20 protein-coding genes and 1 pseudogene are annotated in these 24,379 nt (G+C 73.6%); 12 read left to right on the forward strand and 9 right to left on the reverse strand.

Annotation, left to right across the window (positions count from 1 at the left end):
* Positions 1-11: 11 nt before the first annotated feature.
* The 5 genes from O7599_RS24105 to O7599_RS24125 all read left to right on the forward strand — a co-directional run bounded on the left by O7599_RS24105 (position 12) and on the right by O7599_RS24125 (position 2,913).
* Complete coding sequence (locus tag O7599_RS24105; RefSeq protein WP_281617699.1) at positions 12-665, forward strand: class I SAM-dependent methyltransferase; 654 nt, start codon at positions 12-14, stop codon at positions 663-665.
* A gap of 66 nt (positions 666-731) precedes the next feature.
* On the forward strand, positions 732-1,142 hold the full coding sequence (locus O7599_RS24110; RefSeq protein ID WP_281617700.1) for a MerR family transcriptional regulator: 411 nt from the start codon (positions 732-734) through the stop codon (positions 1,140-1,142).
* 13 nt (positions 1,143-1,155) lie between these two features.
* Positions 1,156-1,503 carry a thioredoxin domain-containing protein gene (locus tag O7599_RS24115; protein ID WP_281617701.1) on the forward strand — a complete coding sequence of 116 codons (348 nt, stop codon included), beginning with the start codon at positions 1,156-1,158 and terminating at the stop codon, positions 1,501-1,503.
* A 69-nt stretch (positions 1,504-1,572) separates the two neighbouring features.
* Positions 1,573-2,409, forward strand: a complete 837-nt coding sequence (locus O7599_RS24120; RefSeq protein WP_281617702.1) for a hypothetical protein — start codon at positions 1,573-1,575, stop codon at positions 2,407-2,409.
* 96 nt (positions 2,410-2,505) lie between these two features.
* Positions 2,506-2,913 carry a Rid family hydrolase gene (locus O7599_RS24125; RefSeq protein WP_281617703.1) on the forward strand — a complete coding sequence of 136 codons (408 nt, stop codon included), beginning with the start codon at positions 2,506-2,508 and terminating at the stop codon, positions 2,911-2,913.
* Here the strand turns inward: O7599_RS24125 and O7599_RS24130 are convergent.
* From O7599_RS24130 to O7599_RS24140, 3 genes are all read right to left on the reverse strand, one after another.
* Positions 2,910-3,524: a TetR family transcriptional regulator gene (locus O7599_RS24130; RefSeq protein WP_281617704.1), complete on the reverse strand. Its 615-nt coding sequence runs from the start codon at positions 3,522-3,524 to the stop codon at positions 2,910-2,912. The genes O7599_RS24125 and O7599_RS24130 overlap by 4 nt on opposite strands.
* Positions 3,525-3,587: 63 nt before the next feature.
* Positions 3,588-5,147, reverse strand: a complete 1,560-nt coding sequence (locus tag O7599_RS24135) for an MFS transporter (protein ID WP_281617705.1) — start codon at positions 5,145-5,147, stop codon at positions 3,588-3,590.
* 106 nt (positions 5,148-5,253) lie between these two features.
* Positions 5,254-5,958 (reverse strand): TetR/AcrR family transcriptional regulator, encoded by a 705-nt coding sequence (locus O7599_RS24140; protein WP_281617706.1) that lies wholly within the window; start codon positions 5,956-5,958, stop codon positions 5,254-5,256.
* Between the two features lie 255 nt (positions 5,959-6,213).
* On the opposite strand from O7599_RS24140, the gene O7599_RS24145 reads away from it, so the two are divergent.
* The gene (locus tag O7599_RS24145; RefSeq protein ID WP_281623492.1) at positions 6,214-9,828 is read left to right on the forward strand and encodes an MFS transporter; all 3,615 of its coding nucleotides are present in this window, start codon (positions 6,214-6,216) and stop codon (positions 9,826-9,828) included.
* Positions 9,825-11,540 (forward strand): ABC transporter ATP-binding protein, encoded by a 1,716-nt coding sequence (locus O7599_RS24150; protein ID WP_281617707.1) that lies wholly within the window; start codon positions 9,825-9,827, stop codon positions 11,538-11,540. Before O7599_RS24145 ends, O7599_RS24150 begins: the two co-directional genes overlap by 4 nt.
* 68 nt (positions 11,541-11,608) lie before the next feature.
* Here O7599_RS24150 and O7599_RS24155 read toward each other — a convergent pair whose 3' ends face one another.
* Both O7599_RS24155 and O7599_RS24160 read right to left on the reverse strand, forming a co-directional pair.
* On the reverse strand, positions 11,609-12,658 hold the full coding sequence (locus O7599_RS24155; RefSeq protein WP_281617708.1) for a hypothetical protein: 1,050 nt from the start codon (positions 12,656-12,658) through the stop codon (positions 11,609-11,611).
* A gap of 254 nt (positions 12,659-12,912) precedes the next feature.
* Positions 12,913-13,455 (reverse strand): DUF1707 domain-containing protein, encoded by a 543-nt coding sequence (locus tag O7599_RS24160; RefSeq protein WP_281617709.1) that lies wholly within the window; start codon positions 13,453-13,455, stop codon positions 12,913-12,915.
* A gap of 218 nt (positions 13,456-13,673) precedes the next feature.
* Here O7599_RS24160 and O7599_RS24165 point away from each other — a divergent pair, with 218 nt between their 5' ends.
* Complete coding sequence (locus O7599_RS24165; RefSeq protein ID WP_281617710.1) at positions 13,674-14,210, forward strand: hypothetical protein; 537 nt, start codon at positions 13,674-13,676, stop codon at positions 14,208-14,210.
* A 102-nt stretch (positions 14,211-14,312) separates the two neighbouring features.
* Here the strand turns inward: O7599_RS24165 and O7599_RS24170 are convergent, their stop codons facing one another.
* Positions 14,313-15,341 (reverse strand): SDR family NAD(P)-dependent oxidoreductase, encoded by a 1,029-nt coding sequence (locus tag O7599_RS24170; protein ID WP_281617711.1) that lies wholly within the window; start codon positions 15,339-15,341, stop codon positions 14,313-14,315.
* Between the two features lie 342 nt (positions 15,342-15,683).
* On the opposite strand from O7599_RS24170, the gene O7599_RS24175 reads away from it, so the two are divergent.
* From O7599_RS24175 to O7599_RS24185, 3 genes are all read left to right on the forward strand, one after another.
* Complete coding sequence (locus O7599_RS24175) at positions 15,684-16,268, forward strand: TetR/AcrR family transcriptional regulator (RefSeq protein ID WP_281617712.1); 585 nt, start codon at positions 15,684-15,686, stop codon at positions 16,266-16,268.
* Between the two features lie 117 nt (positions 16,269-16,385).
* A complete protein-coding gene (locus tag O7599_RS24180; protein WP_281617713.1) occupies positions 16,386-17,834 on the forward strand; it encodes a hypothetical protein in 1,449 nt (482 codons plus the stop codon).
* A 139-nt stretch (positions 17,835-17,973) separates the two neighbouring features.
* The gene (locus tag O7599_RS24185; RefSeq protein WP_281617714.1) at positions 17,974-19,257 is read left to right on the forward strand and encodes a sialidase family protein; all 1,284 of its coding nucleotides are present in this window, start codon (positions 17,974-17,976) and stop codon (positions 19,255-19,257) included.
* Between the two features lie 162 nt (positions 19,258-19,419).
* Here O7599_RS24185 and O7599_RS24190 read toward each other — a convergent pair whose 3' ends face one another.
* Together O7599_RS24190 and O7599_RS24195 are read right to left on the reverse strand one after the other, a co-directional pair.
* Positions 19,420-19,656, reverse strand: coding sequence for a hypothetical protein (locus O7599_RS24190; protein WP_281617715.1), 237 nt, complete (start codon positions 19,654-19,656; stop codon positions 19,420-19,422).
* Positions 19,657-20,016: 360 nt separating this feature from the next.
* Positions 20,017-20,553: a TetR/AcrR family transcriptional regulator gene (locus O7599_RS24195; RefSeq protein WP_281617716.1), complete on the reverse strand. Its 537-nt coding sequence runs from the start codon at positions 20,551-20,553 to the stop codon at positions 20,017-20,019.
* Between the two features lie 480 nt (positions 20,554-21,033).
* Here O7599_RS24195 and O7599_RS24200 point away from each other — a divergent pair, with 480 nt between their 5' ends.
* The gene (locus O7599_RS24200) at positions 21,034-24,030 is read left to right on the forward strand and encodes a BTAD domain-containing putative transcriptional regulator (RefSeq protein ID WP_281617717.1); all 2,997 of its coding nucleotides are present in this window, start codon (positions 21,034-21,036) and stop codon (positions 24,028-24,030) included.
* Positions 24,031-24,054: 24 nt separating this feature from the next.
* Here O7599_RS24200 and O7599_RS24205 read toward each other — a convergent pair.
* Positions 24,055-24,281 (reverse strand): annotated as a pseudogene (locus O7599_RS24205) (transposase); the annotation flags it as partial.
* Positions 24,282-24,379 lie beyond the last annotated feature (98 nt).

Here is a 24,379-nt window from a genome sequence, read left to right on the forward strand (position 1 = left end):
TGCTGGGCGCCATGACCGACGAGGGGAACGACGCGCGGGCGTCGGTGCGGAACACCTACGACGCGGTGGCCGAGTCGTACCTCGACACCATCGGCGGTGAGCTGGCGTACAAGCCGCTGGACCGGGCGCTGCTCGCGGCGCTCTTGGAGCAGGCCGAGGACGGCGCGCCGGTCGCGGACCTGGGCTGCGGGCCCGGGCACGTCACTGGGTGGCTCGCGGCGCACGGGGCGCGGGCGGTCGGGATCGACCTGTCGCCGGGCATGGTCGCGCTCGCCCGGCGCGAGCACCCGGCGGCGGAGTTCCGCGTGGGCGACCTGCTGCGGCTGCCCGCCGCGGACGGCGAGTTCGGCGCGGCGGTCGCGCTGTACTCGGTGATCCACCTCGAACCCGGCGAGCTGGCGCCCGCGTTCGCCGAGGCGCGGCGCGTGCTGCGGCCGGGCGGGCGGCTGCTGGTCGCGTTCCACGTGGGCACCGAGGTGCGGCACCTGGACGACTGGTGGGGGCACCCGGTGGACGTGGACTTCCGCTTCCTGGAGCCGGCGGCGGTCACCGCCCTGCTCGGGGCGGCCGGCTTCGACGTCGAGGCGACGCTGGAGCGGGCCCACCATCCCGAGGAACCCGAGACGACGCGCGCGTACATCCTCGCCCGCCTGCCGGAGGAGTAGCCGCCGGCGCTTGTCCTGATGTCGGGGCTTGTCCTGACGTCGGCGTCAACGTCTAACGTCGGCCGTATGCGCATCGGGGAACTCGCCGAGAGAGCCGGGGTCAGCACGCGGACCCTGCGCTACTACGAGTCGCGCGGGCTGCTGCCCGCCGCCGACCGCGGCGCCAACGGCCACCGCGTGTACGGCGACGACGCGCTGCGGCTCGTCGCGCAGATCCGCACGCTGCAGGACTTCGGCTTCGAGCTGGAGGACACGCGGCCGTTCGTGGAGTGCCTGCGCGCCGGCCATCCGGCGGGCGACTCGTGCCCCGACGCGCGGGCCGTGTACCGCAGGAAGATCGCCGAGCTGGACGAGCTGATGGCCGAGCTGCGGGCGGCGCGCGACCACCTGACCGCGCAGTTGGCGCGGGCGGAGGCGCTGCCGTCGCCGTGCGGCGCCGGCGGGGCCGAGTCGGACGTGCCGCTGTGCGGCGGCTGAGGGGAGAGGTCACATGACGACGACATCGCAGACGACGGCGGAGGGCGTTCCGTACGTCACGGACGAGACGTTCACCGAGGAGGTGCTGCGCGCGGACGTACCGGTGCTGGTGCAGTTCACCGCCGCGTGGTGCCCGTCGTGCAGGCAGCTCACCCCCGTCCTCGGCGCGCTCGCCGCGGAGCTGGGCGACCGGGTCAGGGCCGTACGCCTCGACGTCGACCACAACCCGCGGACGACCGTCGCCCACGGCGTCCTCGCCGTGCCGACGCTGCTCGTCTTCCAGGGCGGCGAGCCCGTACGCTCCGTGGTCGGCGCCCGCTCCAGGGCCCGCCTCCTGCGGGACCTCGACGGCGTGATCTGACCCCTCCGCCCCCTGTCGCGTACGGGACTCCGTACGAGATGCTCTCTGCGACCGTGCAGAGGAGGGGCGTTGATCTCCCGCTTGATCCACCGCGACCGGCAGAGTCGGCTGCAGAGGCAGTTCACGAAGGCCGACGGGCTCATGGACAAGGCCGAGATGGACAAGGCCCTGCCCCTCCTCGAAGAGCTGCACGGCGAGCTGGCCGGCGAGGAGGACAACCCGCTCGCCTCACCCGTCGCGTACCGGCTGGCGTTCTGCCACTGGGTGAGGGGTGACGAGGACAAGGCCGTTCCGCTCGCGGAGCACGAGTACCGCACGCACACCGACCCGTTCGAGAAGGGCTGCCGCGGCCGGCTCCTCGGCATGTGCCACCTCACCACGGGCCGTACGGAGGAGGGCACCCGCCTCTTCGAGGAGAGCCTCGTCCACCTGGAGGCCGGCCGGCCCCTGGCCGGGCTGACCACCCGGCACACGCGCGAGCTGGCGGATCTCTGCGTGGAGGCGGAGCGCTGGGCCGATGTCGCGGTGCTGCTGGAGAAGGTGCTGAAGGGATACCGGGAGGGCCAGGCCCGGCTCGTCATCGACCAGTACGACGTCTTCAGCGTCCGCTGGACGCTGGCGCTCGCGTACTGGCGGGAGCGGCGCTACGACGAGGTCATGGAGCAGCTTGCCAAGTTCCGCGGCTACGGCCCCCTCTTCGAGCGGCACCCGGACTGGCGCAGGACCGCGGGGCAGGCGAGCGCGATCTACAACTACCTGGAGCATCACGGGCCCGACTTCGATGACGCCGACGCGGACCTGGAGCAGATCGCGGGGGTGGTCGCGGAGGACTGGCGCTCCCAGGGCCTGCTCTACAAGGGCCCGCGCGCGGACGGCATCGGCTGGGGCGCCGCCTCGGGGGCGTAGCGGCCGGGTCGTCCGGGCCGGTGGGAAATGCGTGGCGGCCGGGGCTGATCCTTGCGAGGGTCGTAGGTCCTCGATCCCAGCTCAGAAGGAGTGCCCGTGCCCTCTGCCGTCACGCTGATCCGTTCCGCCTCCCTGTCGGACGTCGCCGAGTACGCCTACGCCGCCACGGCGCCCGCCGGGGCCCGGCTGATCTACCTCGCGGGCGCCTGCCCCCTCGAAGCGGACGGCTCCACCGCCGCGGTCGGGGACTACGCCGGGCAGGCGGCCAAGTCCGTCGAGAACCTGCGCACGGCCCTGGCGGACGCCGGCGCCGCGCTGCAGGACGTCATCAGCACCCGCGTCCTGGTCGCCTCCACCCGGCAGGAGGACCTGGTGACCGCGTGGCAGGTGGTACGGGACGCCTTCGGCGCACACGACGTGCCCAGCACGCTGATGGGCGTCACCGTCCTCGGCTACCACGACCAGCTCGTGGAGATCGAGGCGGTCGCCGCCGTGCTGGACTAATCGCGGTCGTTCTGCCCGTCGGTCCGCAGGCTGTGCGCGAGCACGGCGCGGACCCGGCGGACGTCCGGGCGGGCGTCGGTGAGCAGGATGTCCGCGCACAGCCCGTCCGTCGCGGCGACGAGCGCGTCGACCGCCCGCGGGTCGGAGGTGTGCCGCTCGCCGATCTTCGCCACGACCTCCCGCCACCGCCGCGCGACCGGGCGCAGGGCGGGGCGGCGGGCCGCCATGGTGGACAACTCGCGTTCGGCGAGCGCGCGTTTGCGGCCGTCGCCGCCCGCGGACGCGACGAGGGCGGCGAGGCCGTCGAGGTCGTCGCCCTCGCCCTCGATGATCTCGTGCAGGCGGTGCGTGTACTCGTCGGCCACCGTGGACAGCGCCGCGACCAGCAGGTCGTCCAGGGTCGCGAAGTAGTACGCGGTGAGGCTGGTGGGGACGTCCGCCTCGCGGGCGACGGTGCGGTGCGTGACGCCGCCGGCGCCGTCGCGCTGGACGACCCGGAGCGTGGCCTCGATGATCTCCGCCCGGCGGCGCAGGCCGCGGGCGCGGCGGCCGTCGGTGACGGGCTCGGCCGCGCGTCGTGTCACGCCCTGCCCGGCCTTGCGTCGCGTCACGCCCTGCTCCACGATGCGGGCCTCCCGTCGGGGTCGTGGGTGGGACCAGGGTAGTCGGCGGGCTCAGCCCGTTTCCCGGGCCTCTGCCGGCTCCGCCGCTTCCGCCGCCTCCGTCGGCCCCACCCCTCGCAGCGCCACCGACGCCACCACCGCGAGCGCCGCCACCGCCGCCCCCGCGATCCCCGTGGCCACGTTCAGCCCCGCGACGAACGCCTCCTCCGAACGCCGCAGCACCCACGCCGGCAGCTCCGCCTCCCTCCCGGCCGCGGCCGGGAGGCTGTCGCCCGCCGCCGCCCGCGCGCCGTCCGGCAGCCCGGCCGGAATCCACCCCTCCATCCGCGCGCGGTACACCACCGTCGTGACGCTCCCCAGCACCGCGACCCCCACCGCCAGCCCCAGCTCCTGCACCGTCTCCGACAGCGCCGACGCCGACCCCGCCTTCGCCGGCGGCGCCGAGCCGACGACGAGGTCCGTACCCAGCGCGGCGAGGGCGCCGAGCCCGAGGTAGACGAGCGCGAAGCCGGTGACGACCGGGCCCGCGCCGGCCGTGCGGTCGACCGTGGCGAGCAGCCCGTACCCGATCGTGGACACGCCCAGTGTCGCCCCCACGACGTACCCCGGGCGGATCCTGCGCGCCAGCAGCGGCGCCCCGATCGCCGCGACGAACATCATCAGCGCCGGCGGTCCCATCCACACCCCCGCGGCCAGCGGCGTCATGCCCTCCACCAACTGCAGGTGCTGGGTGACGAGATACATCACCCCGCCGACCCCGACGAGCCCGGCGAGCAGCAGCCCCAGCGCGACCCCGAACGTCCGCTCGGCGAACAGCCGCAGGTCCAGCAGCGGCGCGGCGAGCGTGCGCTGCCGCCGTACGAACCACACGCCCGAGGCCGCGCCGACCGCGAGCGCCGGCACCGTCGCACCGCCCAGGCCGCCGGTGCCCTCGGCCGCGACGTGCTTGACGGCGTAGACCACGGGCAGGATCGCGCCGAGCGACAGCGCGACGCTGGGAAGGTCGAACGGGCCGTCCTGCCGCGCCCGGTACTCGGGCAGCAGGAAGGGCGCCGCGACCAGCACCACCGCGACCATCGGCACGGCGACGAGGAACGCCGAGCCCCACCAGAAGCGCTCCAGCAGCGCCCCGCCGACGAGCGGGCCGGCGGCCATGCCCAGGGCGAACATGGTCGCCCAGATGCCGATGGCGAGCGCGCGCTGGCGGGCGTCGGCGAACATGTTGCTGATCAGCGCGAGCGTGGACGGCATGAGGGTCGCCCCGGCGACCCCGAGCGCGGCCCGCGCGGCGATCAGCGCCTCGGCACCGGGCGCGTACGCGGCGGCGACCGAGGCTGCGCCGAAGGCGGCGGCGCCGACGAGCAGCAGCCGGCGGCGGCCGAAGCGGTCGCCCAACGTGCCCATGGTGACGAGGAATCCGGCGATGAGGAAGCCGTACGCGTCCATGATCCACAGGGTTTGGGTGCCGCCGGGGTGCAACTCGGCGGCCAGCGCGGGGAGCGCGAGGTAGAGGACGGTGACGTCCAGGCCGAGCAGCACGGTGGGGACGGCGAGCACGGCGAGGCCCGCCCATTCCCGGGGGCCGGCGCGGCGGGCGACGGACGTGGTCATACGGGCTCCCTCGGCGCGGTGGACGACCTTTCTTGAACGATAGTTCTAGTTGTTGTTTTGTTCAAATTGTTGGCTGGTGCGGAGAGGGGGGTGGGGTGGGGCTGGTTCAGGCGGTCCGGCCGGCCTCGGCGAGGAGCCCGTCGACGATGATCCGCAGCACCTGCGGGTAGAGGTCGAGGGCGGACCGCTCCGGCCACAGGGCGCCGATGGCCGCCAACTGCGGCTGCCGGGACGGGTCGAGGCGGCGCAGGCCGAACGCCAGGTCGGCGGCGCCGACGTCCGCGCGGCGGCGGTCCGAGCGGGCGCGTACGAGGACTTCGCCCACGGTGTAGTACCAGATGCTCCGGAAGACGTCGACGGCCTGCTCCCGCGTGCAGCCGGAGTCCACCGCTCCGGCGACGATCGTCTCGACGATCCACAGGGCGGAGTCGCCGAGCCGGCCGAGGAAGCCGTCCGCGGTCAGCGCCTCGGCCGCCCAGGGCCAGGCGGCCAGGGCGTCGTGCATCGTCGTGGCGGCGATGACGATCCGCTCGCGCGGGTCGTCGGGCAGCTCGGGGCGGTCGAGCTGGCCGAGGTGCTGGTTGACCAGCTCGACCACCAGGTCGTCCTTGTTGTGCACGTGGTGGTAGAGCGTCGTCGTCCCGACGCCGATCTCGGCGGCCAGCCGGCGGACGGTCAGCGTCTCCCAGCCGTCCTCGTCGATGACCCGGCGGGCCGCCGCCAGGATCTCGGCGCGCGACGTCGAGCGCGGCCGGCCGGTGCGGCCGGGGGGCGGGGAGGCGGGCTGTCGGCTGTCTCGTTGTCCGGGCACCGTCCCATCATGCTGCCCCGGGGTCTGCCCGGGAAATCGCCCCAGGTCGGGGGCTTGGCAGGGGTGTTGTCGGAGGGGTGGTGTACTTTAGGAACGTGTTCCGGAACATGTTCCGGAAGTCGGGCGATCGCGGGAGGGGCGATGACGGGGGACCGGGACGGGACGGCGGGCCGGGAAGAGGCGGGGAGCCGGAAGGGGGAGGCGGGCCGGGAAGGCCCGCCGGGCGGCTCCGCGGGTGCGGCGCGGGCGGGGCTCGTGCTGGCCACGGCGGCGGTGGCGCAGTTCCTGGTGTCGCTGGACCTGTCGGTGGTGAACGTCGGGCTGCCGGAGATCGGCGCCGCCCTCGGCTTCGGCGAAGTGGGCCTCACGTGGGTCATCCACGCCTACGCGCTCACCTTCGGCGGCCTGCTGCTGCTGGGCGGCAAGGCCGCCGATCGCTACGGGCAGAGGCGGATGCTGCTCGTCGGCCTCGGCCTGTTCGGCGTCGCCTCGCTCCTCGGCGGCTTCGCCACGGAACCGGGGCACCTGGTGGCGGCGCGGGCCGCCCAGGGCGTCGGCGCCGCGGCCCTCGCGCCGGCGGGGCTGGCGCTGCTGACGGCGACGTTCCCGGGAGGGCGGGCGCGGGTCCGGGCGTTCGGCATCTGGAGCGCGACGAACGCCGCGGGCGGCGCGCTCGGGGTGCTGATCGGCGGCGTGCTCACGGAGTACGCGGGCTGGCGCTGGGTGATGTTCATGAACGCGCCGATGGCGCTGATCGCGCTGGCCCTGACCTGGCGCTGCGTCACGGCCGACGGGCCGCGGGGGCTCGCCGGCGGCGAGGACGGGGGCGGGGCAGAGGGCGAGGACCGGGGCCGGGGCCGGAAGCGGGGGCGCCCCGATGTGCTCGGGGGAGTGCTCGCGACGGGCGGCATGTCGCTGCTGGTGTTCGGCATCGTCCGTACGGACCGGCACGCGTGGACCTCCGCCGTCACGGTCACGACGCTGGCCGTCGCCCTCGCGCTGCTCACGGCGTTCGTCCTGGTCGAACGGACCACGAGCCGTGACCCGTTGGTCCGCCTCGGCCTGCTCGCCAACCGCGCGGTGCTCGGCGCGATCACGTACACGCTGGTGATCGGCGCGGCCATGGCCTCGTCGTTCTACTTCGTGTCGCTCTACCTGCAGCGGGTGCTGGGGAACGGCCCGGCGGAGACGGGCCTGCAGTTCCTGCCGTTCGCCCTCGGGGTGGTCGCCGGCTCGGTGCTGGCGGTGAAGCTCGGCTACCGGTACGCGCCGAGGCTCCTGCTCGCCGGCGGCGGGCTGCTGACCGCCGCCGGCTTCGCCTGGTTCGGTCTCATCGACCCGGACGGCACGTACGCGGTGGACGTGCTCGGCCCCTCGATCCTGGCCAGCGTCGGCTTCGGCCTCGTCCTCGGCCCCCTGGTCAACGTCGCCACCGGCGGTGTGGCGGCGCACGAGGCGGGCATGGCCTCCGGCCTGCTCAACAGCGCGCGCCAACTGGGCGCCGCCCTGGGCCTGGCGGCCCTCGGCACCGCCGCGCACGACCGCACGGGGGAGTCTCCGACACCGGAGGCCCTCAGCGAGGGATACGCGCTGGGTCTGACGCTGTGCGCGGCGCTGCTGGTGGTGGCGGTCCTGATCGCCACCACGGCGCTGCCACGCAGCGCAGACGCTGGCGGGAAGCGACCAGCCGACGCGGCGCCGGGGAACGCCGCCCCGGCAGGCCCGGAAGCCGGCCGGCCACCGGCTCCGGCGCCACCACCGCCGGCGGACGCCGACCCGACCGCGGAGCGCCCGGCACCCGCCCCCGTTGCACCCCGGTCCGCACCCGCCCTCGCGCACCCGGCGGAGTCGCCGCGCACGATCTCCGGGCTTCTCCGCCCCCACCTCCGGGGGTTCGCCGCCGTCGTGCTGCTGCAGGTAGTCGGCGCCCTCGCCGGCCTCGTGCCGCTGCTCGCCGTCGTCGAGGCCGGCCGGACGCTGCTGGCCCCCGGGCCCGTCGACCGCGACCGGCTCTGGGCCGTCGTCGCCGTGGGCGCCGCCGGGCTGCTCGTGCGGCTGCTGTTCACGGCCGCGTCGTCCGGCGTCGGCCATCTCCTCGACGGCCGGGTGCAGTTGGCGTTCCGCCGCCGGCTGGCCGCCGGCCTGGGCCGTGTGCCCCTCGGCTGGTTCTCCCGGCGCCGGACCGGCGAACTCGCCAAGGTGGTCGGTGAGGACGTGGCGGCGATGCATCCGCTCATCGCCCACGCTCCCGGCGAGCTGATCTCCGCCTTCGTCGTGCCGGCCGCCTCGCTGGCGTACCTCTTCACCGTCGACTGGCGGCTCACGCTCCTCACACTCGTCCCGGTGGTCGTCGCCCTCGCGCACGTCCCGCTGTTCATGACTCCCGCGCGGGTGCGCGACCAGGAGGAGTTCGACGCGGCCATGGGCCGGATCTCCAGCGCCTCGGTCGAGTTCGCGCAGGGGATCGCCGAGGTCAAGGCGTTCGGCGGCGGCGAGCGCGCGCACCGCGCGTTCCGTACCGCAGCGGACGACTTCGCCGACACCTTCCAGCGGATGGTCCGCGGCCTCTCCCCGATCGGGGCCGGCATGCAGGTGGCGCTGTCGCCGCCGTTCGTGCTGCTGGTCGTGCTCGTCGGCGGCACCTCCATGATCACGGCCGGGGCGCTGGCCCCCGCCGACCTCCTGCCCTTCCTCCTCCTCGGGCTCGGCCTCACCGCCCCCGTCGCCGCCCTGGGCCACGGCTTCGACGACCTCCAGGGCGCCCGCCGCGCGGTCGGCCGTATCCGGGACGTGCTCGACGTGAACCCGCTGCCGCAGCCCACGCGTCCGCTCACGCCGCGGGGTCACCGCGTCGAGCTGCGCGACGTCCGCTTCGGCTACGACGCGGGGCGGGAGGTGCTGCGCGGGATCGACCTGGTCCTCGAACCGGGCACCGTCACCGCGGTCGTGGGCCCCTCGGGCAGCGGGAAGTCCACCCTGGTCCGGCTGCTGCCGCGGTTCTTCGACCCCGACCGGGGCGCGGTCCTCCTCGGCGGCGTCGACCTCCGCGACGTGGCGGGCCCCGACCTGTACCGCGCGGTCGCGTTCGTCTTCCAGGACGTCCGCCTGCTGCGCGCGTCCGTCGCCGAGAACATCGCCCTCGCCGTCCCCGACGCCGACAGGGCGGACGTCATCCGCGCCGCCCGCCGGGCGCACGTCCACGACCGGATCCTGGAACTGCCCCGCGGCTACGACACGGTGATCGGCGAAGAGGCGGAGCTGTCCGGCGGCGAGGCACAGCGCCTCTCCCTCGCCCGCGCCCTGCTCGCCGCGGCCCCCGTGCTCGTCCTCGACGAGGCGACCTCCTTCGCCGACCCGCAGACCGAACTCGCGGTGCGCCGCACCCTCGCGACACCCGCGGGCGACGACAGGACGACGCTGATCATCGCGCACCGGCCGGAGACCGTCGCGGAGGCCGACACCGTCGTGATGCTGGTGGACGGGGTGATCGCCGAGCAGGGCAGCCCGGCGGAACTGCTGGCCCGCGGCGGCGCCTTCGCCGAGTTCTGGCGTACGCATCAGATGGCGACGGCACCGGAGACGGCACCGGATCCGTCGCCGCCGCCCGCGGCCGCCGCGGCGGCGACGCCCGCGGCCGCCGCCCGCGGGGCCACGACCGCCGCCGCCCCACCCCGACCGGCCCGCACCCACGAGGCCCCACCCACGCCCAACACCCCACCCACGTGCGAGCCCGCACACACCGCCGACCCCCCACGCACCGCCGACACCCCACCCACCCCCCGCAGCCGACCCGCCTCCGACCCCCCGACCACCCCCGCGAGCGCGACGGTCGCCCCCGGTGCCGTCCCGCAAGGAGACGAGCAGCGATGATCCGTACCCTGCTGCGGGTGCTGGGCCACCAGCACGCCCGCCCACTGCGCCGGACCGTCGCGCTCATGCTGGTGACCGCGGTCGTGGAGGGACTGTCCTACGCGCTGCTGGTCCCCGTGCTGCGCGCGCTCTTCGGCAGTTCGCCCGAGGACGCCTGGCCCTGGCTGGCCGCCTTCGGCGCCGCCTTCGCGGTCTACGGCGTGCTGCGGTTCACCAGTGACCTCGCCGGCTTCCGCGTCGGCACCGAGTTGCTGCGCGGGCTGTACCACCGGCTCGGCGACCACCTCGCCCGGCTGCCCGTCGGCTGGTACAGCCCGGGCCGCGTCGGCGAGGTCTCCGCCCTCGCCGGCCAGGGCGTGCTGCAGGCCATGAGCGTCATCGCGCACCTGCTGGCCCCGTCCCTCTCCGCCGCCGTGACCCCGCTGACGATCGTCGCCGTCATGCTCGTCTTCAACTGGCAGTTGGGGCTTGCCGCGCTCGCCGCCGTCCCGGTGGTCGCCGCCGTGCAGGTCTGGACGAGCCGGTCGATGGCCGCCGCCGACGAGGAGCGGGTCGCGCGCGACCACGAGGCGACCGGGCGCGTCATCGAGTACCTCCAGGCCCAGCCCGTGCTGCGCGCCGGCGGCAGGTCCGCCGAGCGCTTCCGGCTGCTGGACGACTCCCTGCACGACGTGCAGCGCGCCTCCCGCCGCACCACGCTGTCCGTCCTGCCCGGCGCCCTGGGCCTCACGCTCACCGTGCAGGCGCTCTTCACCACGCTCCTCGCCCTCGGCGCCCACCTCGCCCTCACCGGCGACGCCGGCGCGGCCGAGGTGCTCGCCCTGCTCGTCCTCGCCGCCCGCTGCGCGGACCCGCTGCTGTCCCTGTCGGACGTGGCGGGCAAGTTCCGCGCGGCGCGCACCGTGGTGACGAAGCTCGACACCGTGCTGCGCACGGAGCCCCTCCCCGAAGCCCCCGACCCGGTCGAGCCGGTCGGCCATGCCCTGGAGTTCGACGCGGTGACCTTCCGCCACGGCGACCGTACGGTCCTGGACGGCGTGTCCCTCACCGTCGCGGAAGGCGAACGCCTCGCCGTGGTCGGCCCGTCCGGCGCCGGCAAGAGCACCCTGCTGCACCTCCTCACCCGCTTCTACGACGTCGACGAGGGCGCCGTCCGCGTCGGCGGCCAGGACGTCCGCGCGATCGGCACCGAGACCCTGATGTCCCGGATCGCCGTCGTCTTCCAGCACGTCCACCTCTTCGACGGCACCATCGAGGACAACGTCCGCCTCGGCCGCCCCGACGCCACCGACGCCGAGGTCCGCGCCGCCGCCACCGCCGCCCGGCTCGACGAGGTGGTCGACCGCCTCCCCGGCGGCTGGGCGACCGCCGTCGGCGAGGCGGGCACGGCGCTCTCCGGCGGCGAACGCCAGCGGGTGGCGATCGCCCGCGCGCTGTTGAAGAACGCCCCCGTCGTCCTGCTGGACGAAGTCACCTCGGCGCTCGACCCGGTGAACGAGGCGGCCGTCCACCAGGGCGTCGAACGCCTCATGGCGGGCCGCACGGTCGTCATCGTGGCCCACCGGATGCGCACCGTCCGCAACGCCGACCGGATCGTCTTCTTCGCCGCCGGCCGCATAGCAGAACAGGGCACCCACGAAGCCCTCCTGGCCCGCAACGGCCCCTACGCCGCCTTCCACCACGCCACCCGCACCCCGGCCCGTACCCCCTGACGACCGGCGCAGCCGGCTGCCCTGCCGGTTTGCCGCCCTGATCGGACGGCCCACGACATCGTGTTCTTCTAGGTGAGTCCGCCGCCGAGGCTCGACCAGCCGTTCCAGTTGCCGCCGGGAGTGGTCTGCCAGTTGTGGTGGAGGGCGCCGTCGGTGCCGCTCGCGAACACCTCGAGACGGCCGTCGGCGTTGCGGCCCACCACCGGATTGCTGGTGAGTTGACCGCCCAGAGTCGTCCAGTCGCCGAAGGCGGCGTTGGGGGCGGTCTGCTTCCTGTAGTGCAACGCGAAGTCGGTGCCGCGCACGAACACCTGAATACTGCCGTCAGCATTGCTCGCCACCGCCGCGGCGCTGGTGAGTCCGCCGCCGAGGCTGGACCAGCCGTTCCAGTTGCCGCCGGGAGCGGTCTGCCAGTTGTGGTGGAGAGCGCCGTCGGTGCCGCGCACGAACACCTCAAGTCGTCCGTCGATGCTGCGGCCCACCGCCGGCTCGCTGGGGAGCACGCCGCCCAGGTCCGGCTGATCGGTGAGTGCGCCGCCCAGACTCACCCAATCGTTCCAGTTGTCACCGGGAGCGCCCTGCTGCCTGTAGTGCAAGGCGGCGTCCCCACCGCGCACGAACACCTGAAGGGAATCGTCGGCATTGCGACCCACCACCGGGACGCTGGTGAGGAAACCGCCCAGGCTCGTCCAGTCGGCGAAGCCGGCATTGGGGGCGCCCTGCTTCCGGTAGTGCAGGGCGCCGTCGTTGCCGCGCACGAACACCTGAAGGCTGCTGTCACCGTTTGCGGCTACCGCCGGGGCGCTGGTGAGTCCGCCGCCGAGGCTGGACCAGCCGTTCCAGTTGCCGCCGGGGGTGGTCTGCCAGTTGTGGCGGAGGGCGCCGTCGGTGCCGCGTACGAACACCTCGAGACGGCCATCGACGCTGCGGCTCACCGACGGGCCGCTGGCAAGTCCGCCGCCCAGAGTCGTCCAGTCGGCGAAGGCGGCGTTGGGGGCGGTCTGCTTCCTGTGGTGCATGGCGCTGTCGGTGCCGCGCACGAAGACTTGAAGGCTGCCGTCTCCGTTTGCGGCTACCGCCGGGGTCATGGACAGCACCTGCGTTGACGCATCGGGCATGGAATCCACCTGTCCTGAACGGGGAGACGTAACGAGGGGAATCGCTGACCACGCCGACCACCGACAAGCGTCAGCGCGACGTGCCCACGCCGGCGCGAGTGCAGCGACCAGGTGTCGCCCGGAGTCCACGGGTCACATTTGTCACTATTGCTCACCCGTGGCGGAGTTTCACGCGGGTGGGGCCATGTGGGTGAGAAGGGCCCGGCCCTCGCGGTGCACGCCGTCCCGCCGCCCGCCCGGGGGTTCGCCGCCCGTCAGCGACGCGCGTGGCGTACCGTCAGCCGGCCGAAGCCCATGACGCCGGTGATCCGGATCGTCGGCCCTCCGGTGGCGGGGCGGCGCGGGGGCTTGTAGACGACGTCCCGGTAGCCGGTCGTGAGGCCGTCGAGGTCGACCGCCGCGTCGTGCGGCACCGTGATCGCCGCCTTGCCGGTGCCGACGTTCAGCACGATGTCGACCACCGGGTGCTCGATCACCGCCCGCGACAGGTCCAACTGCACCCGCCCGTACGCCGACTCCACCCGCAGTGTCCGCGGCACCCGCCACGGGCCGCTGCGCCGGACCCGCCCGGCGGCGGCGCCGATCGTGGTCGTCGTGCCGGGGTCCTCCGCCGGCAACGACGCCAGGGCCGCGGCCAGTTCGCCGCGCGTCGTGGCGGAGAGCACCCCGTCGAGGCGCGCGTCCATGTCCTCGCGGGTCAGCCGGCCTTCGGCGTACGCGTCCCGCAACCGCCGTGCGCCGCTGTCCCGTTCCTCGTCGCCGACCAGCGTCGAAGCGTCATCCGCAGGGGAGGTCACGCCCTCACTCTAGCGCCGCCCGCGTACGCCCCCGCCTGTGCGGCGCGCCCGCGCGCCGCCACGCGTCGTGCAATCCCCGCACCGGTCCCGGGGATTGGCGGAAATTCGCGCCGAAGGGTTCTACAACCCCTGAGGGGCGTCACGGGTCTTACCGGGTATCCAGGGCATGAGCCGCATGCTTCTGAAATCCCTCTGTGTCCAGAAAAGGGAGTACAGCTATGCGTTCCACCCGACTCAGGAAGTTCGCTCTGGCCGTCGCCGCGACCGCGCTGGTCCTCACGCCCGCCGGTGCCGCCTACGCGGGCAGCGGCCCCGCGCCGGCGCCCGCCGGCAAGGGTGACCGGGCCGCGGCCACCGCGCCGACCGCCCAGGGCAACCCCGAGAGCAAGCGGGCGCAAGCCGCCGGGGTCTGCGACGACGCGTACCAGATCGGCGCGACCGCCCACATCAAGCGGAGCGGCGCGACCGTCGCCTCCGTCAAGCAGTTCTACTCGCCGTCGTGCAAGGAGAACTACGGCTACCTGTGGGTGTGGGACAGCTTCCACACCACCGCCAAGCCCTACGACGTGACCCTCGGCGTGTTCAGCTACGACCAGGACGCCGTGCTCGGCAAGATCAGCCACGCGAACACCAAGCAGCAGGAGTTCTGGACGCAGGGCACCGACACCGCCGAGGACTGCACCGCCGCCGTCGGCACGCTGCGGGCCGAGGGTGCGCCGCTGCCCAACCAGGCCGCGTCCGAGAAGCGCTGCTGACGCCAGCGCCCGCCGCCGGGTGCCGTACGCCGACGGTCCCGCGCCCCGTGTCGCGGGGCCGTCGGCCCGCCTGCCGGTTCACCGGCCGGCGTCCGGTCCGGCTCACCCCCGGGCGGACGCCGGGCCGAAGGCGTCGACGCCCGTCATCTCCGCCGACAGCGCCCACAGCCGGGCGGCCTGGTCCGGATCGGCGGCGTAGTCCCGTACCCCCGGGCGCAGTTCCCGCTCCCCGCCGGGGCCGGCCGGCTCGGCGACGTCGCAGTCCTCGCAGTAGACGCCGCCCAGGCCGGCCAGCCCCGGCGCGGTCGCGGCCCAGACCTGGGTGGCGGCGCCCTGCTCGGTGGTCTTGAAGGCGCCGCTGATGTTGCCTTCCTCGTCGATCCAGCCCTGCGCGATCTGCTCCTCGCGGGGGATGTGGCGGGCGAGTTCGGTCAGGATCGACCCGGGGTGCACGCTGAAGGCGCGTACGCCGAAATCCCGGCCGAGGGCGTCGAGATGGAGGGCGAACAGCGCGTTGGCGGTCTTCGACTGGCCGTACGCGGCCCACTTGTCGTACGGCTCGGCGCGGAAGTGCGGGTCGTCCCAGCGGATGCCCGAGAAGTCGTGGCCGCGGGAGGACAGGGCGACGACGCGTGCGCCGCCGTCGTGTACGAGGGCGGGGCGGAGGTGGTTGGCCAGGGCGTAGTGGCCGAGGTGGTTGACGGCGAACTGCCCCTCCCAGCCCTCGGGTCCGACCCGGGTCTCGGGGCTGGCCATGACGCCGGCGTTGTTGACGAGGATGTCGAGCAAGCGGCCGGAGTCGAGGAACCGGTCGGCGAAGCGGCGGACGCCGTCCAGGCTGGCGAGGTCCATCTGCTCGACCTCGACACCGCCGGGGCCGGCGCCGTTCCCACCGGCGCCCGCCAGGCCGGCGAGCGCCTGCTCGGCGGCGTCGCGCCGCCGGGCCGGTACGACGACGCGGGCCCCGGCCCGTACGAACGCGCGGGTCGTCTCCAGCCCGAGGCCGACGTAGCCGCCGGTGACGACGGCGGTCCGGCCGCTCAGGTCGACGCCCCGCAGGACGTCGGCGGTGGTGCTCCGGGCGTCGAAGCCGGAGCCGGTTGGCTGCTGCGGAGTGGTCGTGTGCGTCATATCGGGGACGCTATGACTTCGAGGGCGCTCTATCGCAAACCCGACACGGGCGGGGGCGGTCGTGTCGCCCCCGCCCGCCTCCCCCGATGCCCGGTTTCTGCTGCTCCGGGGCTTGCCGGCGGTGCCCGGCGGATCCGGTCCCCTGTTCCGGACCCGCCGGCACCGACGGCGTGGAACGGTCGGGAACGACCGTTCTCCGCCCAGAGAGTAGTGTCGAGAACGGTCGTTCTCAACCGGCCGGACGCCCCCGGGACCGGATCGGGACGGCGCCGGTACTTTGTGATCGGCGCAGCGGTGTGACGGGCGGGCACAGCGGCGGGAACGCGGGACGGAGCAGGGCACATGGACGACGCGGAGAACGAGGCGGCCCGGCGGCGCGTACTCGAAGCCGCCGACGCACTCTTCTACGCCCACGGCATCCGCGCGGTCCGCATGGACCGGATCCGCGACGCCGCCGGCGTCTCCCTCAAACGGCTCTACCGCTGCTACGCCTCCAAGGACGAGCTGGTCGAGGCGTATCTGCGGCGCCGCGACCGCTGGGTGCGCGGGGAGCTGGCGGACTTCGTCGCGAAGGAGGCCACCGGCCTGCCGCACGAGCGGGTGCTGGCGGTCTTCGACTGGCTGCACTGGTGGTTCGGCCAACCGGGCTTCCGCGGCTGCCCCTTCACGAACGCCTTCAACGAGGTCGGCGCCGAGAGCGCCCGCGCCGCCGCCGCGGTCCACGACCACCAGCGCGCCGTCCGCGCGTACCTCCGCGGCCTGATCGCCGCCACCGGGGTCCCCGACCCGGACGCGGTCACGAACCGCTTCCTGGTCCTGTACGCGGGCTCCCTCACGGTCGCCGCCATCTCCCGCAGCAGCGCGCCGGCGCTGTACGCGCGCGAGACGGCGGCGACGATCCTGGCGGCGGAGTCCGCGCCCGGCTGAAGCGCGCCGCCGCCCGCCAGGGGGAGTCAGCCGGCGACCGATGCTCCGCCTTCGCGTGATCACCTGACGATCTGTAGGGTGGCCCGCCGAACCGGCCGTGGGATCAAGGGGGAGTGCATGCGGGGTGTGAGGTCGGCGGTCGGGGCCGTGGCGGTGCTGGGGCTGATCGCGGGCTGCGGGGGCGATTCCGGTGGCGACGGCGGCTCCGGCGACCCGGGCAAGGCGGGCGCAGAGGCGGGTGCCGAGGCGGACGGCGGGGCGGCGGCCGGGCCGGTGGGGACGTCGCCGGTGCCGCAGGCGTACGACGGGGCCGAGGGCTGGTCGCAGCCGCTGGAGTGGCTGGCCGGCTCGACGGCCACCGCGACGCCCGTGACCGTAGCGCCGCGCGCGGACACCGTGGCGTACCTCCTCGGCACCTCCGACGCCTCCGGCGGCTCGGGCGGCTACACCGTCGAGGCCCGCGACGCCCGCTCCGGCGATCTGCGCTGGTCGAGCGGGAAGTGGACCCCGCCGCCGCCCGCCGAGGATCCGTCGGCCGACGGGGCGCCGACGGTCCCCAGCGTGGCCACCGTGGTGCAGGACGGTCGCGAGTACGTCGTCGTCTGGGCACACGGCATGGAGGGCAAGGACGAGTTGCACGACGGCAAGGAGGTCGTGCGGCTGGCGGTCTTCCCCGCGGACGGCTCCGGCGACGCGACGGCGCCCGCGCGGCAGGTCTCCGTACCGGTGGACGCCCCGACCGGCGTGCAGGTGCGCGACGGCGGTGACGGGGCGCTGGTCACCTGGGAGCCCGTCGGGTCGGACACCTACGGCGTGTCCGTGGACCTGACGACCGGCGAGAGCACCGCGTTCGGCTACGAGGACCTGGAGATGCCGCAGTGCGGTCCGGGGTCGTGCATCGACGGGAAGGTCGTCGGGGCGGGCGGCGACGGTCCCGTGGTGAGCATGGCGAGCGGCGGCTTCGGCGTCCCGGGCGGCTGGTTCAACGAGGACTTCGCGCCCGAAGGCGTGTGGAAGGACCCGTACGGCGACGAGATCAACGGCCGGGTGACGGCCGCCTCCCCCACGCACGTGGCCGCCGCCTGGCGGGTCGGCGAGGGCGGATTCGACGCCGACTACATCTGGTCGGTGCACGACGCGCGGACCGGGGAACTCCGGGCGGAGGTGGACTGCGACGCGGAGGACGTGGCGGAGCAGGGGAGTGTGTGGGAGCGGGGGTCCGGCCGGACACCGGAGATGTCCGTCTCGCCGGGCGGCCGGTACGCGGCGGCGGGCCCGGCGGCGTTCGACCTGAAGACCGGCGAGGGCGTCTGCCTGGCCGGCGACGGCGACCGCAAGGACATGCACCTGCTGTCGGTCACCGACGACGGCACGGGCTACGGCTTCGTCACCGAGGAGACGGAGGGCCCGCAGACCGCCGTCCAGGTCGACCTCGCGACCGGCGACCCCGAGGCGCTGCCGGACGGCACCGACCTCCCGTACCGCCCCCTGCGGGACACCGCGCTGTTCCTCCCCCTGATCGGCGGCGGCGACACCCCGGCGGTGCAGGTGCTGCACCGGCGCTAGGAGCCGCCGCCGGGGCGGATCGGACCCGGGCGGTGCGCCGGCGCGCCCGGAGCGGGGCGGGTTTCCCGCCCGGCGAGGTGTGTGGCTTCGGGATCGCGGGCATGCCCTCGATCGCCGTTCGACCGAGAGGTGAGACGCCATGCAGCCAGCCACGTCAGCCACGGCCCGTGCGACACCGACCGCCACCGCGACCGCCGCCGCCCCGTCCCGGCGGCGCCGTTCGGCGGTGGCCGGGATGGTGACCGCGCTGGTGGCCCTGGGCACCGCGCTGCCGGGCACCGCCGCGGGGTCGGCGAAGGGGCCGGACGGGCACGGGGGTTGCGACGCGTCGGTGCCGTTCGTGTCCGGCGAGGGCGCGACGCTGTACCGCGTGCCCGCGATCGTCCGGGCGGCCGACGGCGCGCTCGTCGCCTTCGCCGAGGCACGCGAGACGCGCGCGGACACCGGCCCGATCGACATCGTCAGCCGCCGCTCCTCCGACGGCGGCTGCACCTGGGGGCCGCGGACGGTGGTCGCGGACCAGGGCGAGGACACGATCGGCAACCCCGCACCCGTGGTCGACCCGGTCACCGGCGACATCGTGCTGCTCAGCACCCGCAACGACGGCGACGCGACGGAGACCGAGATCCGCCGGGGCGAGGTACCGCCGGAGGACAGCCGCCGGGCGTTCGTCCAGACCAGCCGGGACGACGGGCGGACGTTCAGCCGGCTGCGCGAGATCACCCCATCGGTGAAGCGGCCCGACTGGCGCTGGTACGCCACGGGACCGGGCCACGGCATCGCGCTGACCCGCGGCGACCACCGCGGCCGGCTCATCATCCCGTCCGACCACACCAACGCGCCGCCCCCCGGGTCGCCGGACCTCGGCGACGAGCGCAAGTACAACGCCGCCCACAGCCTCTACAGCGACGACCACGGGCAGACCTGGCAGATCGGTTTCAGCGACGACACCGACGACGGCTACGTGAACTCCAACGAGACCACCGCGGCCGAACTCCCCGACGGCACCGTCTACTTCAACACCCGCGACGGCTACGGCAGCTCCCCCGAGAACCGCGCCGACGCCACCTCCCACGACGGCGGCGAAACCCTCACCACCCCGTTCCGCCCCCAACCCGACCTCGCCGGCCCGATCGTCCAGGCCAGCGTCCTGCAGATCCGCGGCCGCGGCGGCCCGCTCCTCTACTCGGGCCCGTCGGACCCCGGCAGCCGCGCGGCGATGGCGATCCGCGTCAGCGAGGACGGCGGCCGGAGCTGGCAGCACCGGTACCTGGTCTCCGACGCCCGCGCCGGGTACTCGGACCTCGTCCAACTGCCGGGCGGGCAGGTCGGCCTGCTGTACGAGACCGGTGAGACCGACACGTACGCGACGATCAGGTTCGTCCGCATCGACCTGGGGGACATCGCGGGGGCGAACGACTGAGCCACCGCCGCTGGGCGGACCGGCGTTCCCAGCCCCGGAGGTAGCCGAGGACCGCACGCAGCTCGGCGGGGTGAGCCGGGAGACGCTGCCCCGGGCACGCGGTGCAACGCCGCATGGGCCGCACGGGCCCTCGGACTCCCGGAGGCCCCCGGGTGGGAGCGATCAGGCGAGCGATGCCGGGTTCTGCCCGGCCGCGCTCGCCGTGGTGACCAGGCGTTTCGCCGTGCACCGCAGGGCTTCCACCCGCGCCGGCACCACCTCCATGCCGAAGGCGACGGCCATCTCCTGGCAGGTCAACGGACCCTGCCCGAGCCGGATCCGGTCCGCGAGCACGGCCAGGATGCGCTGGTAGTCCACCGACAGCACCGACCGGGCAAACCCCTCGCGCCACACCGGCACCTGCGACTTCGGCTTCGCCGCCCCCGGGACACCAAGGGTGCCTCCCCATCCCGCACCCGGGCGGCGACCTTGGTCTCGGCGGTGATGCCCCCGGCCGGGGCCAGCACCGTTTCGACCCGCCCACGGGCGATTACCCACTCCTGCTCCGCGAGTTCGGCCTGAACACGGTCGGCCTCCTCACGCAGTTCGTCGACACGACGACGAGCGGCGAGCTCGTGTTGTTCCAGCAGCCCGACCACCGACGGCATCCGCGCCCTCCCAGGAAACGACGACCCGACAGGCCACCACTCCCACGCACACACCGCACCCGTCCCCGACCAGCGAAAACTCAGTGATCACACCCGGAAAGACAACGGTTTCTCAGGGCTGGCGGTCCTCGGTGAGCGCTCGGCGGATGCCGGCCAGGCCGTACGCGAAGGCTCCGTCGACGTCGCCCCCTAGTCGGAAGACGCCGTTCAGCTCCATATCCATGAAGCCGATTGCCCAAGCCAGCATCAGGCGCGCAGCATCCTGCGCTTCCTGCTCCCCTACGAGATCCCTGGCGGCGATCAGTACCGGGCCGGCCACGCGGACGAGTGCCTGGGTCGGTGCATGCGTGGAGTTCATGAGCCGGAACCCCTCAGGCCGGTCCCGGGCGAACCGCCGGTACGCGTGTGCCAGTTCCTCAAGTGAGCCGTCGGTCGACTCCAGCAGGGCAACCAGGTCCCCAAGGGTGGCCTCTGCTACGGCGGCGAGCAGGGAAGCCCGGTTGTCGACGTGCTTGTACAGCGACGGTGCGCGCACCCCCACACGCTCGGCTACGTTCTGCATCGTCAATCCCTGCTGGCCACGCACCTCCAGCAGCTCGCGGCCAGCAGCGATGATCGCGCTGAGCGACGTCTTCTCAGGGGTTGGCATCGTCCGTCCTTCCACCTTCGACACGACAGCTATTGACGCTAGCCATCATAGCTACGTAGATTAGCCATCGCTCCCCAGGTCCTAGCTCACGGGAGGCACTCGTGACGCTCGCGCCCCCTCTGACCCACCGAAACGACGACGTGGTGGCCTGCCATCTCGTCGGTACTGCGGCAGGTACCACGCTCATCGGCGCCGGGTCCGCCCGGCCCCCGACGGGACCCGCCCCGCGAGCTTCGCTCCCCGGCCAAGTCCACCGACGATATCGGCGGACTCGCATCGATTCGCAGTGACTGCGATCACATCGGCCTCGCCGGCCGCCTGCGGGCCGCGGCGGCAACCACGCCGATTGCTGACGCGGATCGCCCGCGCGGTTTTTCCCCTGGCCACTCTCGTGGCTCCGGTCCGTTCTGCGTCCACGACAACCAAGCCGATCACGGTCGCCGGCTCGGCGACAGAACCAAAGGATGCCCTGGCGGAATCATGAACGAGCCCCATGAAGGATCTTTGCGGTTTTCGGTGCTGGGGCCTGTGCGCGGGTGGCGTGGTGATCGGGAGTTGGAGTTGGGTTCGCCCCAGCAGCGGGTGGTGCTGGCGGCGTTGTTGTTGCGGTGCGGGCGGACGGTGACGGCTGGTGAACTGGTCGATGCGGTATGGGGGGAGGAGCCGCCGGCCGCGGCCGTTTCCGTGCTGCGTACCTATGTGTCGCGGTTGCGTAGGGTGCTTGAGCCCGGTCGTGGTGCAGGTGTTGTGCCACAGGTGATTGTTTCGTCTGCGGACGGATATTTCGTCCGGGTTCCAGAGCTTGCCGTGGATCTGCATGTGTTCGAGCAGCGGGTTGCCGGGGCAAGGCGGTTGCGTGCTGCAGGTAACGTGCCGGCTGCGGGGGAGAAGTTGCGTGCCGCGCTGGAGGGCTGGGAGGGGGTGCCGCTGGCCGGGTTGCCCGGTCCGTTCGCGAAGGCTGAGCGATCCCGGCTGACGGAGCAGCGGCTGTCCGTGACGGAGATGCGGCTGGAAGCCGATGTCCAGTTGCGGCGGCACAGCGAGGTGATCGCCGAGTTGGCCGTGCTGACCGCTGACCATCCGCTACGTGAACAGTTGAGCCGGCTTCTGATGCTGGCGCTGTACCGGTCCGGGCGGCAGGCTGAGGCACTGGCGGCGTATCGCACTTTGCACAGCACCCTGGCGGCCGAGCTTGGTATTGAGCCCGGTGCGGCGCTGCAGGAGTTGCACCACCGCATCCTGAACGCCGACACCTCCCTGGAGTTCGCCTCCGCGGATCACGTCTCCGCGCAGTTGGACGGCAGGCAGGGCAGGGACGGGGACGGGGAGGGGAGCAGGGTTTCACCGGCCGCCGAGCGCCAGGGCCGTCCGGCGCAGTTGCCCGCGGATTTGGCCACGTTCACCGGCCGGCATGCCGAGCTGGCGCAGATCGAGGCCATGCTGCCCGTGGGGGAGGAGCATCCGGCCACGGTGATCAGTGTGATCGGTGGTATGGCGGGGATCGGCAAGACTGCCCTGGCGGTGCACTGGGCGCACCGGATTGCGCATCGTTATCCGGACGGGCAGCTCTATATCAACCTGCGTGGCTTCGACCCGGCGGACTCGGCGGTGCCGCCGGCGGAGGCTGTCCGGATCTTCCTCGACGCGCTCGGTGTGCCCGCCCACCGTATCCCCACCGACCTGGAGGCGCAGGTCGCGCTGTACCGCAGCCTGGTCGCCGGCCGGCGGATGCTGATCCTCCTCGACAACGCCCGCGACACCGAACACGTCCGCCCCCTGCTGCCCGGCTGCCCCGACTGCCTGGTCATCGTCACCAGCCGCAGCCAGCTCACCGGCCTGATCGTGACCAACGGGGCGCAGCCGCTGACACTGAACCCCCTGCCGTCCACCGAGGCCCACGACCTCCTGGCCCGTCGCATCGGCACCGCGCGGCCTGCCGCGGAACCGGCGGCGACACGAGAGATCATCACGCGCTGCGCCCGGCTGCCGCTGGCCCTCGCCATCATCGCCGCCCGGGCCGCCACCCACCCCGGCTTCCCCCTCAGCGCCGTCGCCGAAGAACTGCGCGTCAACCGGGGGAGCCTCGACGCCTTCACCGGCGGCGACCTCGGCACCGACATCCGCGCGGTCTTCTCCACCTCCTATGACGCCCTGTCCGTCCCGGCTGCCCGGCTGTTCCGGCTGCTTGGTCTGCACCCGGGCGCCGACATCTCCGCCCCCGCCGCGGCCGCCCTCTCCGCACTCCCCGTCCGCGAAACCCGGGGCCTGCTCACCGATCTGGCCCGCGCTCACCTGCTCACCGAACACGCCCCCGGCCGCTACACCCTGCACGACCTGCTGCGCACCTACGCCGCCGAACGCGTCCAGGCGTACGAAGCGGAGGAAGACCGCACACAGGCAACCGAACGGGTGCTGTCCTGGTACCTGCACACCGCGGACGGCGTCCACCCCCACCTCACCCCGCACCGCCGCCGTATCCCCCTCACCCCACCACTCCCCGGCTGCACCCCGCTGGTGTTCACCACTCGCGACCAAGCCCTGGAGTGGTGCGAGAAAGAGCGCCCCAACCTCGTCGCCGCCGTCCACCAGGCCGCCGCCCTCCAGCACGTCGGCATCGCCTGGAACCTGAGCGCCGCCCTCTGGGGATTCTTCTATCTCCGCAGCCACCTGCACGACTGGCTCGATGTCGCCAACACGTCCCTCAACGTCACCCGTGAAAACCACGACCGGGTCGGGCAGGCATGGAGCCATGGCGACGTGGCCAATGCGCTGACATCGATGCGCAGATTCGACGAAGCCGCCACCCACCTCCGCCGGTCGATGATCCTCTGGCGGGAACTCGGCGACATCCGCGGCAGGGCCCAAGCCGTGAGCAATCTGGGCAACGTCTCTCTCCATGTCGGCCGGCCTGACAAGGCCGTCGAATACGGCCGCCGCGCCCTGGCACTTCACCGGGCCGTCGGAAGTACCTGGGGAGAAGGCATCGTCCTGGCCAACCTGGGCGACGCCTACCAGCGCCTCGGCCGCTACGACGAGGCCGTCAGCCACCTCCAGGAGGCGCTGACGCTCCTGCGCGCCACCGGCAACAGCTGGGTCGAGGGCGTGACGCTCGACAGCCTCGGCACCCTCCAGCACCGGCTCCACCGCCACGAAGCAGCGATCGACCGCTACCACGAGGCACTCAGGGTGCACCGGGACGTCGGAAACCGCTGGGGCGAGGGCGACACCCTCGGCCACATCGGCGACGTCCTCCTCGACACAGGCGACCCGGAAGGCGCTCACACCACCTGGAGACAGGCACTCACAGCCTTGGAGGCGATCGACCACCCCGACACAGAGAAGATCCGGGAGAGGCTCCGCCGTATGGACGAACGCTCGCCCGGCGCGGTGCCGCACACCGTCGATGCGGTCGGGGCGCCATTCCTTGCCCCTACTGAACTTGATCGGGTGATGTCGGGCGGTCGGTCCGACAGTTGAGGGATTCGGTAGGTCAGTGCGGGTTTCGTAGCCGCGGGCCAGCCGGCGCGAGCGCATCAGCCAGGCGAAGGTCCGCTCCACGCACCATCGGCGGGGCAGCACCGCCAGCAGCAGGCCGAGAGTGTCGGTGACGATGTGCCGCTTGCGGCCGTTGACCTTCTTGCCGCCGTCGAACCTGTGGTGGCGGCCGGCACGCTCGCGGCGGCCTTGACCGCCTGGGCGTCGATGATGTCCGCGCTGGCTCGGCGTCCCGGCCCGCCGCCTGCCACACCTTCCCGCGCAGCCGGTCGTGCAACTCGGTGATCAACCCACTGTTGCGCCAGCGTCGCCAGCACGCGTAGACCCGCTC

Origin of the sequence: Streptomyces sp. WMMC500 (assembly GCF_027497195.1) — a bacterium.
Classification (GTDB): Bacteria; Actinomycetota; Actinomycetes; order Streptomycetales; family Streptomycetaceae; genus Streptomyces.

Bases quoted from the DNA above. Each gene is read 5' to 3' on its own strand.
- O7599_RS24105 (WP_281617699.1), top strand. From the start codon at position 12: ATGACCGACGAGGGGAACGACGCGCGGGCGTCGGTGCGGAACACCTAC.
- O7599_RS24110 (WP_281617700.1), top strand. From the start codon at position 732: ATGCGCATCGGGGAACTCGCCGAGAGAGCCGGGGTCAGCACGCGGACC.
- O7599_RS24115 (WP_281617701.1), top strand. From the start codon at position 1,156: ATGACGACGACATCGCAGACGACGGCGGAGGGCGTTCCGTACGTCACG.
- O7599_RS24135 (WP_281617705.1), bottom strand. From the start codon at position 5,147: ATGACCACGTCCGTCGCCCGCCGCGCCGGCCCCCGGGAATGGGCGGGC.
- O7599_RS24150 (WP_281617707.1), top strand. From the start codon at position 9,825: ATGATCCGTACCCTGCTGCGGGTGCTGGGCCACCAGCACGCCCGCCCA.
- O7599_RS24155 (WP_281617708.1), bottom strand. From the start codon at position 12,658: ATGCCCGATGCGTCAACGCAGGTGCTGTCCATGACCCCGGCGGTAGCC.
- O7599_RS24165 (WP_281617710.1), top strand. From the start codon at position 13,674: ATGCGTTCCACCCGACTCAGGAAGTTCGCTCTGGCCGTCGCCGCGACC.
- O7599_RS24170 (WP_281617711.1), bottom strand. From the start codon at position 15,341: ATGACGCACACGACCACTCCGCAGCAGCCAACCGGCTCCGGCTTCGAC.
- O7599_RS24175 (WP_281617712.1), top strand. From the start codon at position 15,684: ATGGACGACGCGGAGAACGAGGCGGCCCGGCGGCGCGTACTCGAAGCC.
- O7599_RS24180 (WP_281617713.1), top strand. From the start codon at position 16,386: ATGCGGGGTGTGAGGTCGGCGGTCGGGGCCGTGGCGGTGCTGGGGCTG.
- O7599_RS24185 (WP_281617714.1), top strand. From the start codon at position 17,974: ATGCAGCCAGCCACGTCAGCCACGGCCCGTGCGACACCGACCGCCACC.
- O7599_RS24195 (WP_281617716.1), bottom strand. From the start codon at position 20,553: ATGCCAACCCCTGAGAAGACGTCGCTCAGCGCGATCATCGCTGCTGGC.
- O7599_RS24200 (WP_281617717.1), top strand. From the start codon at position 21,034: ATGAACGAGCCCCATGAAGGATCTTTGCGGTTTTCGGTGCTGGGGCCT.